The sequence below is a fragment of the Mucilaginibacter metallidurans genome, assembly GCF_003286435.2.
GTDB classification, from domain to species: Bacteria; Bacteroidota; Bacteroidia; order Sphingobacteriales; family Sphingobacteriaceae; genus Mucilaginibacter; species Mucilaginibacter gossypii.
On record NZ_CP043449.1, the window covers coordinates 2,521,927 to 2,533,871 of the forward strand.

Below are 11,945 nucleotides of genomic sequence, written 5' to 3' on the forward strand. Positions count from 1 at the left end.
ATTAATCGATCAATAGAAATTTAAGGCAATCAGCTATAAAAAAACTCGCTATCTGGTTAAGAAAGCGAGCTCTAAGCATCCATATAATATGATACAGATAACCTGTGGAAGAGAGATTAAACCCAGCTATTTTCCCGATCAATCATCATCGTCTTGATCTTTGCCCGCCAGTTTAGCGGGATAAGCTTTTTCACCCTTAGCCGCAAACCAAAGTATCCTGTTCATCACATCATCATTACCACCGTCAATATGATCGTATTCAGGTCTTGATGATAATTGTGCAAAATGCAATGCAGAGCCTTTGAGCGCAGAAAAAGGCTGGTTGATTTTATTGAGCGGAACCCTGTTTTTTAAACTGGTATAAGTGTATGCAGATGGCTTGCCGGTAAAGCAATCAAACATAGGTAATGCAGTAGCATCGATGATATTCATTGGTGGTAAGCCCAATATTTGCTCAATAGAACGCACTATACAGGTTTGATTATAGTTTTTGCCCACCTTATGCTGTAACCTGCTATACTGACTAATCACAAACCCTGTAGTACGATATGCAGATACATGGTCCCACCCTGCCTGTGAATCATCTTCGGTGACAAATATTACCGTATTTTTCCAAAAACGAGTTTTTGAGACTGCTTCAACAATACGGCCGAGCGCCAGGTCATTATCAGCTACCATAGCGTCAGGTGTCGGGTAGCCTGGCCTGGTGCCTACAGTATGATCGGCCGATAGGGCCATGATCATCAGTTGCGGTAACTGGTCGCCGGGCTTTTGCTCATATTCATGAAGCTCTTTAATAAAAGCGGTGGCCCGTAACTGTTCATTAATCTTATGCTCGTCGGATCCCGGGAAGTTTTGTGACAGCATTGGCCTCACCCGAGAAATAGTGCTGGTGTTTTTAAATGCGAATGGTTTACCTGCTGTGTAATTGTTATAAATATCGCTCCAGCTTAACTTATCATCAAAATGTACGGCGCATGCTTCACCATAAATCCTGACCGTTTTGCCGTGATCGGCGGCATTATTCCAGATAAAACCGTTCCCGTCATAAACCAAAGCATCCTCCTGCACATGCGGATAACTTCTAAACCAGGAGCGTACACTTTTTTCAACATAATCGGTTACCATAGCGGCATCAGTCCATTGGTGCCCTTCGGCAGAGCATTTTCCCGAGGCATAATAATTATCAAGCAATAAAAAATTGCGCGCCAAATTATGCTGATTAGGAGTAACACTATCACCATAAATACAAAGCGATTTATTGCCTTCACCTTCAGGCATATCGCCCAAAACCTGGTCGTATGTACGGTTTTCCTTGATAATATAAAGTACGTGATTAAAAACCGAAGGCTCGCCAATACGCTCTGGTATGGGTTTAGGCGCAATATTTTTGCGGGGCAGTAACTGCGCTATCTGCTGGCGGAAACTGAGATTTAGGTTTTGGACTTTTTGAGTATACTGTTTTAGCAAAGCATCATCCGGAATAGTTATTATTGATACGGTAGCTTTTGAATGGTGCGAGTTATAAGCCGTACCATTTGCTCCCGAGGGTAAGTCACCTTTTAAATTGCTTTTGCCTATCTCATCGGTACTTACCCTCGAGCCCTCTCCTTCCAGATTGGTTACAAATAAATTATTACCGTCAACAGCCAGGCCGCCGGGGTATGCTTCGGTTGGAATAAAGCCTTTCACTTCGTTATTACCAGTGCCTTTAAGAGATGTTTTACTACCCAATTTTACCATGGCCACAGCGTTATCCAAACCATTTGCTACATACAGTATAGTACCATCGGCATTAATGGTTAAAGCATTGGGCGTATCACCTATATAACTTTTTTTACCAGGATTTAATTTAACATCAATCGCTGCTACATTTTGTAATAAACTTGTTGAAATTACCGATACCATGTCACTATTGCCATTCGCCACATAAACAAAATCCTCATCGGCACTGTTGATAATGGCATTAGGATGCAGCCCCACAGCAATTTCCTTAATCACATTGCCTTTAGCCAAATCCATAACCATTACAGTGCCTTGTACCGTTGCACCGGTTTTTGGGTCGATATAGGCTTTGCCGTATGGTACACCCGCTGTTTCACGCTTCAATGTATCGATAGCTTGCGGGCCGGCCCAGTTAGTTAAAAATATCTTGCCCTTTGCTATCGTCAATCCATAAGGTGCAACACCGGTCGATCTTGTCCAAACGGTTTTATTGTCAGTTAAATTAATCTTTACCAGTTGATTATTCCCGTTTAAAACTACATATAAGTAATTTATGCTGTTTTCTTTATTGATGGCTAAATCGTTAGGTAATGCCAATGGCGATTCACCTTCAACTTTAAAATTGAAAGTGTTTTGTATGCTGATTTTGCCATCTTTCCAGATAGCCTGGAAAACGTATGATTTTGAATCCTTACCCTTGCCTGCTGCAGCACTCCAATATATTTGAGTTTGATTGTCAATATTCACAACTTTTAAGCCGGAGTAAGTGCTTGTAAGTTCGCGATAGCGGGGATCTTGTTTATAAGTCCAGCGGTTGGAAACTTTCTTAGCTACAGTATCGATTATAGTAAGCCCATACCGGTCTTCGACAGCGATAAACCTGGTGCCGGGGATCAGCCTTACGTCCATGCTATGATTTTCGTCGGATGCATCGCCAAATGATATCACTGTTCCTGCCGGATCGATAATACGGTTGTAGGGCATTAAAACCGGCAATATATGGCGATTTAGTGTGCTGTCGTCATAAGCGCTATGCATATTAACCTGTTCATTATCGGAGGCTCGCTTATTGCCAGAAACGGTGTGGCATGCATAAAGGAAAAAAGAGATTGCTAATATGGATAGATGCGATAGTAATTTGGAATACTTCATAGTACTGAACTAAGTGGCTAAATTAAGGCAGATACGTTTACTAAAGATAAATATTTGATAAAGAATATAATTGTTACATAGTTCACGAAAATGCGTTGGTGATTGTCTTCTTTTATATAATTGTTATGATATTTACCCGGCAACACATCAATGTACGAGTGATCAGGATAATCAGCTACCAGGAAGGCGAAAGCAACCATAATGTCATCATCAAAGGCGCAGCCATAACCGACCTTAGCGAAAGTGTTATTGCTGCTCACGCAGCCGTCAGCATTTATTTTGACAAGCAAAGTTACAGGCAAATACTGGCCAAACATTTGGAAATTAACCACGGGGCTTTTACCAATCAGTCGGGTACGGTTGCCTTCCCCGAGGTAATCATTACCAGTCATGAAGGGCAGCTGGCACTTTCGTGCGGGTGCCATGCTACAGGTAATAAACTGTGCGAGCACCAGGCACAGGTACTATCGGCAATAACACAGCGTGATGAGTTTAGGGTGTTTTTTGATGATGAACTACGGGATACAAAACTAAAAAAAGCAGCGGTCGATTACGGGCTTGAAGACGAGCCTGACCTGGATAAGTTTTTTGAGGTAAGACCATTGTCTAAAAATTTCGAAATAGTCCCCCGCTCCGCCGCGTTAACAGCCATTACTAAAGAAAGCCTTGCAAATTTGCAAAGTGTTATAGTTAATGACGTTTCCGAACCGGTTGGGCACCCCGGCGAGGACACCGATAAAACAACCTGTATCGTGCTGAAACAGCATAAATATTATAAATATTTATTTATTGAACTATACACCGCACAAAGCACCAAAGATGGAAAAATCAAGAACCCGCTGGTGCCTATAGCTCCTTTAGAGCTGATCTGGGAAACGAATGACGCACAGCAACTCAAATTCTTTACCGGGGTACACAAGTTTCAAAATCATATAAACACACAAATAACCGCCGCCGATATTGCTGCACTAAAGGCTATCGTTAAAAACCCGTTGGCCTACAGTTTCTACGCGCATGACAATACCGTTTCAGACAACGTAACAGCTGGCTCAATAAATCCTGTACTGGTTAAGAATTTAAAAAGTGATATCGAGCTGAAAGTAAATACCTGGGATGATTTTTATGAAATAAGCGGCATTTTAAACATTGATGGTTTGCTGTATAATGTTAAGGATCTTGATATCAGGTATACCTATTTTATCGGCATAGGCAACACGCTTTATCTTATTGAAAGCTTACAGGTATTAAATATCCTCGACCTTTTGAAAAAGAAACAAGGCAGCCTGCAGGTACATAAGAGTAAGTTTGCAGAATTAAAATCGCATTTGCTTAACAAACTGGAAAACAAGCTTCTTATTGATTATACTTACATTAAACCTGCAACACAGGAGCAAATAAAAAAAGAAGGCTTTGATCAGCCCGCCGAGAAGATCATTTATCTGTCGGACTTTGGCGCACATGTCATGATCATACCTGTGCTGCGTTATGGTGAGGCCGAGATCCCGATTCGCACGCAAAGGCAGATCTACGGAACCGACGAAAAAGGCAACCAATTTTTAGTTAAACGGCGCGATGATGAGGAAATAGCCTTTACAGCCCTGCTTGTAAAACAACATCCTTATTTTAACGAACAATTGGATAACGGCCTTGATTACTTTTATCTGCATAAAAGGTACTTTTTAGATGAGGAGTGGTTTTTAAATGTATTTGACGAATGGCATTGCCACAATATCGAAATACTCGGCTTTAACGAACTGGAAGGCAACAAGCTGAACCCTCATAAAGTAAAGATTACTATCAACGTAGTGAGCGGGATCAACTGGTTCAATACAGTTATCGATATAAAATTTGGCAAAAAAAGAGCTTCGTTGAAACAGGTTCACCAGGCTGTAAAAAATAAAAGCAAGTATGTACGCCTTGATGATGGAACCCGGGGAATTTTGCCAACCGAATGGATAGAGAAATTCACCGATTATTTTAATTCGGGAGAGATTGCTGATGATGATACGCTGCATACTTCAAAAAGTAATTATACTGCTATACAGCAATATTACGACGAGGAAATGCTTGACCAGGACGTGCGAAACGAGCTTGCGATATACAACAGAAAACTTACCGGTACCGACACCATTGATGAAGTACCGGTTCCTCCCGGACTAAACGGAACGCTTCGTGCTTACCAGCGCCAGGGCTTAAACTGGTTAAATTTTTTAGATAACCTTAATTTTGGTGGCTGCCTTGCCGATGATATGGGTCTGGGTAAAAGCCTTCAGGTGATAGCATTTGTACTTTTGCAGCGAAGTAAAACAGAAAACAACACTAACCTTATTGTAGTGCCCACCTCGCTCCTGTTTAACTGGCAACAAGAGGTACAAAAATTTGCGCCTTCTATCCGCATCCATACCATTTACGGTGCTGAACGGCTTAAGCATACCAAACACCTGCACCAGTATGAGATAGTGCTTACTTCCTACGGCACATTACTGTCAGATGTTAATTTTTTAAAGGATTTTAATTTCAACTACGTTTTTCTCGACGAATCGCAGAATATAAAAAATCCCGAATCGCAGCGTTACAAGGCTGTAAGGCTCCTAAAATCGCGCAATAAAATTACTATAACGGGTACCCCGATAGAAAATAACACATTCGACTTGTATGGTCAACTTTCATTTGCCTGCCCCGGTTTATTGGGGAGCAAACAATATTTCAAGGATATTTATGCTGTTCCAATCGATAAATTTAAGGGTAGCAAACGCGCGGCCGAACTACAGGAAAAAGTAAAGCCTTTTATACTTCGACGTACTAAACAGCAGGTTGCAACAGAACTGCCCGAAAAAACCGAAATGGTATTGTATTGCGAAATGAAGCAGGAGCAGCGTCATATTTACGACTCATACGAAAAAGAATTCAGAGAGTACATTTCGGCCACAACAAACGAAGAGCTAAAAAAGAGCTCGATGAACGTATTAAAAGGATTAAACAAATTGAGGCAGATCTGCGACTCGCCGATGCTCATAAAAGGCGAGAAAATGCCGGGTGATGCATCGGCCAAATTGGAAACGCTGATTGAAGAAATAGAAAGCAAAAAGCACCAGCATAAGATCCTCGTATTTTCGCAGTTTGTTTCCATGCTTGATCTTATCCGCAAGGAATTGATATCCCGCGAGATTCGCTTCTCGTACCTCACCGGTCAAACCCGCAAACGGGAGCAAGTGGTTAATGAGTTTCAAAACGAGCCCGGCATCAGGGTGTTCCTAATTAGCCTAAAAGCTGGTGGTACTGGTCTTAATTTAACAGAAGCAGATTATGTTTACCTCGTCGACCCGTGGTGGAACCCGGCTGTCGAAAACCAGGCTATAGACCGCTGCCATCGCATAGGGCAGGATAAAAAAATTGTGGCAGTAAGACTCATTTGCCCCGGCACTATCGAAGAGAAGATTATGGTGATGCAGCAATCAAAAAAGGATATCGCCAATAGCCTGAACAGGCCCGACAGCGTTTCTACAAGTCCATTGTCAAAAGATGACCTCCTTGATTTATTGAATTAGTTAATCATTGTTGAGCATTCAAGCTACCCGTCACTATTGCGTTTTAGATTTTTGTAATAGCGGGAGAACTAAAAAAGTAACAATAACGTGAGCAACTAATGACAGCCCAAAAGTAAACAGCACGATATATGATCTCCTCATCCAGGTATTAAAATAATCAAGGAAGGCTGAGCGGTTTGTACCACTATATCAGGCAGCTAAAGCAAACACAGATAAGCCGCTAAGCCAAAGCGTTAGATGCGAGTAAAAATAGCGCGATGGCATAATGCTGGCATTTGAAAACGAACTAAATAACAAAATAACGTGAGCAATAAAAAGAATAATTGCCACTGAGATTAAGATAAAAAGCATAATAAAGATTTCAGCTATGAAGATAAAACTTTAGCCGTCACAACTAAAGATTTTAAGCTGTATTTTTCTCTTTAACAGTAAACAAATGTAAAATACTATTCAACCGGATCAGGAGGCGCCGGTTTCGATGGATCATATACAGCTACGGCTACCCGTGAATCTGCACAGCCATAGTAAAGAAACCATTTCCTTTTAAAATAAACCATTCCTTCAATAAAAACTGTTCCGTTAATATATTGACCACTTTTCTCGAAAGGTTCCATTGGTCTTAAGAAAGGAATATCGAGGCGTGTTTTGAGTTTAGAAGGATCTTTTGCATCAAACAAGGCTTGACCTGCACAGTATGAATTAGGGTTAAACCGGGTGTCCCTGCCTTCGGCGGGTTTGTTTTTGCCGTTGTAAAAGAGGATTACACCGTTTTTGGTCATCAATGCGGGCGGGCCGCATTCGGTGAGGTCACTGTCAAAATACCCGTTGCGTGGTGACATAAGTTCTTTCAACTCTCCTTTATTGTCAACCACCGGGGCCCAGTCTACCAGGTTTGTCGATGTTGCCGCGTATACGTGATGTTCGCCCCAGTACAGCCAATATTTTCCATTTGTTTTAATAATCACTTGTTTGCCATTAACCACCCGGGTTAATATAGAAGCCGATTTACTGGCGATATTGAAAAACTTGCCATGATAGGCAGCTTCAAATATCGGCCCGTGTTTTTTCCAATGGATGAGGTCTTTCGATGTGGCTACACCTAACCTTGGCAAGTCGCGGTTCCATTCGGTGTAAAAAACAACATAAGTCCCCCTGGCGGTAACGGCTACGCGAGGGTCTTCGCAGCCTCCGGGCCATTCGTACTTTTTAGCAATATCATTATCGGGATACAGCACCGGGATTTTCCTTCTGCTAAACTGAATACCATCGGCACTTTCGGCATACCCAACACGTGAAGTACGGAAGCCAATACCGATGCCGTATAGGTCTTCCGCCCGGTATAATACTATTATTTTGTTGTTTTTTACGGTTGCGGCCGGGTTAAAAGTGTCATTGGCCTCCCATTGCACCTGCTTTTTACTCATCGGATCAAGAAAGCGTGAAATCGTATCTGGTGAGATAATAGGATTGGTATTTGCCGGCCGGACAAAGCCACCAAACGCCCAGGAAGGCAGGGTATTCACTCGCGACTGTCCATAGCATAGCTGGGTAAGTAATAACGAAAATATAATACTTCCCTTCCGTAAAAAGTTTATCATAATAAATGGATTGTATATTTTGTTTTATAATTGGCCTATGCCCCGATATCTATTATTTCTCTGCGATAATATCGCACAAAAAACCTTGAAAACAAACCAAATACCAGTTATATTCTTTTCAAAAATAGTAAATTTATGGTCTGTTATAAACCAGTTACCCATCCCGCAGCAGGGTATAATTTTAGGCCGATGAGAAAACTTTTTTTACTCGCATTTTTATTCGTTGTACTTAATGCAAAATCACAAACACTTACACCCCGGCAACAATTTCCAGGATTGTTTGAGGCGGTTCAAACTTCAACCATTTTCCCTGATAACAAAACTTTTGTCGACGCAACACCCAAACAGGATCCAGCACTGATCATGAAAGCTTATAACGAACAGAAAGATCAGCCGGGGTTTAACCTGCAGACATTTGTATTGGCCAATTTTAACGTACCTGTATCCCACAACAATTTTCAAACTGATATATCGGCCGGTATCCGCAAACATATTGATACTTTGTGGCAGGTATTACAACGCCGTCCGGATGAAGCAAAACCTTTTTCATCAACCCTGGCGCTGCCTAACCCTTACATTGTACCTGGTGGCAGGTTTAGGGAAATTTACTATTGGGACTCTTATTTTACGATGCTGGGTTTACAGGAAAGTCACCAGGTTAAAGTGATCCGCAACATGGTTGAAAACTTTGCTTACCTCATTGATAAATATGGCTTTATACCCAATGGCAACCGAAGTTATTATCTTACCCGTTCGCAACCGCCATTTTTTGCTATGATGGTAAACCTGTTGGCAAAAATTGAGGGAGAGAAAGTATTGGTATATTTCAGGCCGCAATTGATCAAAGAATATGAATATTGGATGTATGGTTGGGAAACTGTACAAGCCAATCAGGCTACACACCGGATTGTACGAATGCCGGATGGGCAGATATTGAACCGTTATTGGGACGAAAGTGATGAACCCCGCGAAGAATCGTATATAAAAGATGTTGATGCCGCCAAAGAAAGCAAACAACCGGCAGCGCAATTTTACCGCAACGTACGGGCGGCTGCAGCTTCAGGTTGGGATTTCAGCACCCGTTGGTTTGATGCTTCAGGAAAACTGCCAGCTATACAAACCATTGATATTATCCCCGTAGATTTGAACTGTCTTTTGTATAATTTGGAAATGACAATCGCCCGCAGTCTGAACCAGGGTCAGAATGCCAAGCTTGCTAAAATGTATCTAAAACGAGCCCGTGACCGTAAGATTGCTATCCTGAGATATTGCTGGAACCAGAAAACAGGCTGGTTTGGTGATTACAACTGGCAGTTGAAACAACAATCTGCCGTGGAAACACTTGCCGGTGAGTTCCCTCTCGAATTTAAAATTGCCAGTGATGAGCAAGCCCGCCTTGTAGCCGACGGGCTTAAAAATAATTTCCTGAAACCCGGCGGACTGGTTACTACCCTCAACTTTTCCGGCCAGCAGTGGGATGCACCCAATGGCTGGGCGCCACTGCAATACATAGCTATAGACGGCCTTGAAAAGTACAATTACAATACGCTGGCTAAAGAGATAGCCACCCGCTGGCTTAAACTTAATATCCGGGTATTTAAACAAACAGGCAAATTGCTTGAAAAGTATAACGTGGTTGATACCCAATTAACTGCAGGCGGTGGTGAATACCCCCTACAAGATGGCTTCGGCTGGACGAATGGGGTATTACTGCACTTAGTAAACAGGTATCATATTGATACCCAGCAATTAGAAAAGGCTCCGGCAGAAGTTCAGAACTAAGTACCTGGTAAAGCAAGTTTCAGAAGCCAATCGCCAATTCGCTCTCTCTGTCAAACGCAGGAGATTTTAAAGGGCTAACGTATAAAGTTATAAAGCAGTTACTTTATTTTATAAGTAGTCTTATTAATCCCCACGCCTGTAATTTTCAATGATTTCCAGTTGGCGGGCAACTTACTTTTAACTTGCACTATACCAGTTGGTGTAATATCCAAACCACCAAAACCCATCAGCAAGCTTTGAATAATACCACCTGCGCCTGTAGCAAAATACGGATTGGTTCCACCTTTTGTTTCGGCAATTACCCGGAATGGCGGGTTGAGATTAGGTTCGTAAGCATCCTTAAAAAAGTGAAATGCCTTTTCGCCATTGCCCAACCGCGAGTATAATAAAGCAAAAACAGCCTGGGTCATGGCAGGAGTACCTTCGTTAGGTACACGGGTTTCATAATATTCAAGGTCTTTTTTTATTTGTGCCGGATCGGTTATTGTTTTAAGCGGATAAGCTAACAGGTTAACATCAGCCTGCTTAATCCCTTCACCCTTATAAGAAGCATGCTCGCGGGTAACGCCGTTATCTAACCTGAGGATCGGGATGTTTTGAGCAACATTTGCCCAATCGACATCGGCCTTCTCTCCCAAGATTTTGGCAGCAGCGGTAGCATTTAGCAAGTTAGCTTTTGCTGCAGCATTGGTGAAAGCATTGTTATCAATATTTTCGGCCCATTCATCTGCAGCTACTACGTTTTTAATATCATAATGACCGGGTCCGTTGCGTTCAACTCTGCTTGCCCAAAAATCGGCAGTGGCTGAAAGTATCGGCCAACCTCTTTCTTTTAGCCATTGTTTATCCTGGGTTACGCAATAGTAATTCCATGCGGTCAGCGCTACATCCGCAGTAATATGGTGCTCAAACGGACCACTCAACGCCCAAACCGGTGTTTCCTCTACCCCGCTATCAGCACTTTCCCAAGGGAACATCGCTCCTTTATACCCATGTGAAAACGCATTTTTACGTGCGGCATCCAATCGTTCAAACCGGTATTCAATCATAGATTTGGCAATGTCGGGATGTAAAACCAGCATAGCCGGATACATCCAAACATCACAATCCCAAAAAACGTGGCCATTATAACCTAAACCCGAAAGCCCCATTGGCGATGGCGAATAGGCTGTCCCTGCTCTTGAAAAAGAGTATAAATGATATAGCATACTGTGAATATCCTGCTGCGATTGATCGTCGCCTTCTATTTGGATATCGCTTGTCCAAAGGTCGTCCCAAGCCTTATTGTGAAATTTAATTAGCCTGTCCCGACCTTCCAATTTGGCAAAAATGGTGAGGCGTTCGGCTTCATTCAGTGGGTCGGCATGGTGTGCCGAAGTTATGGATGAACCAGTTACCGCATAATTATAAGTTTGTCCAGCGGCGATAGTTTTACTGAACTTCATAAGGTGCATGTTATTATCCCACATTTCATGAATAATACGGGGCTCCTGTCCGTGCGGTTCGCTGAATAAAAATGAGGTAGATGCACACAGCTGCATTTTGCCGGTAGGGCTTTTTGCTGTTGAAGTAAGCAAACTGATGGTTACATGCGGCCTGTCAATTTCGTTATAATAATTCTGCACTTCTTTGAGCGCATCGGGCGCTTCCATTACACTGGCCGATGTAATGTTGATGGCCTGTTTTGCCATTACCGAAACATCCATCAAAACGGTAAAAGGCAATTGCCGCAGCGAGTAATAGGTATATTTTATGGTTGCTTTATCAGCATAATCAAAAGTAGTGGTGAACGCAGCATGCTGCATATCCAGTTCCTGCTTAAAATTGTTAATACTTTTAGCATCGATCCGCCTGCCATCTATTTCAAGGAACATATTAAGCAGGTTAAAGCTGTTTAGGAAATTGCTTACGCGCCCCCTGCCATATAGATCATAGGCGCCGGCCAGTACTACATTTTTAACCTTGAAAGGCTCCGGTGCTGATACTATCCCAATCATCCCGTTGGCTACGGTAATTCCGTAATAGTTTGAGGGATCAATTTTTTCGGCTTTAATTTTCCATGGATCGATGCTTTGCGCCTCAGACATAACCGGTACCAGCAAAGCATAAAGGAAACTAAATTTAAATATCTTATTCAAAA

Annotated in this window: 5 protein-coding genes; 2 read left to right on the forward strand and 3 right to left on the reverse strand. The window is 42.3% G+C overall.

The window, feature by feature from the left end; translation table 11 throughout:
- Window positions 1-138: 138 nt before the first annotated feature.
- Entirely contained in the window at window positions 139-2,877 is a 2,739-nt protein-coding gene (locus DIU38_RS10965; protein WP_112651324.1) for a bifunctional YncE family protein/alkaline phosphatase family protein, read from the reverse strand.
- Between the two features lie 125 nt (window positions 2,878-3,002).
- Between DIU38_RS10965 and DIU38_RS10970 the strand changes: the two genes are divergently transcribed.
- Window positions 3,003-6,425: a DEAD/DEAH box helicase gene (locus DIU38_RS10970; protein ID WP_112651322.1), complete on the forward strand. Its 3,423-nt coding sequence runs from the start codon at window positions 3,003-3,005 to the stop codon at window positions 6,423-6,425.
- Window positions 6,426-6,871: 446 nt separating this feature from the next.
- Here the strand turns inward: DIU38_RS10970 and DIU38_RS10975 are convergent, their stop codons facing one another.
- Window positions 6,872-8,023: a glycoside hydrolase family 130 protein gene (locus tag DIU38_RS10975; protein ID WP_112651320.1), complete on the reverse strand. Its 1,152-nt coding sequence runs from the start codon at window positions 8,021-8,023 to the stop codon at window positions 6,872-6,874.
- A gap of 189 nt (window positions 8,024-8,212) precedes the next feature.
- On the opposite strand from DIU38_RS10975, the gene treF reads away from it, so the two are divergent.
- Window positions 8,213-9,805 (forward strand): alpha,alpha-trehalase TreF, encoded by a 1,593-nt coding sequence (gene treF / locus DIU38_RS10980; protein ID WP_112651318.1) that lies wholly within the window; start codon window positions 8,213-8,215, stop codon window positions 9,803-9,805.
- Between the two features lie 98 nt (window positions 9,806-9,903).
- Here treF and DIU38_RS10985 read toward each other — a convergent pair whose 3' ends face one another.
- Window positions 9,904-11,943, reverse strand: coding sequence for a glycoside hydrolase family 65 protein (locus tag DIU38_RS10985; protein ID WP_243770764.1), 2,040 nt, complete (start codon window positions 11,941-11,943; stop codon window positions 9,904-9,906).
- Window positions 11,944-11,945: the final 2 nt, after the last annotated feature.

Coding starts and splice junctions, on each gene's coding strand:
- DIU38_RS10970 (WP_112651322.1), top strand. CDS start 3,003: ATGATATTTACCCGGCAACACATCAATGTACGAGTGATCAGGATAATC.
- DIU38_RS10975 (WP_112651320.1), bottom strand. CDS start 8,023: ATGATAAACTTTTTACGGAAGGGAAGTATTATATTTTCGTTATTACTT.
- treF (WP_112651318.1), top strand. CDS start 8,213: ATGAGAAAACTTTTTTTACTCGCATTTTTATTCGTTGTACTTAATGCA.
- DIU38_RS10965 (WP_112651324.1), bottom strand. CDS start 2,877: ATGAAGTATTCCAAATTACTATCGCATCTATCCATATTAGCAATCTCT.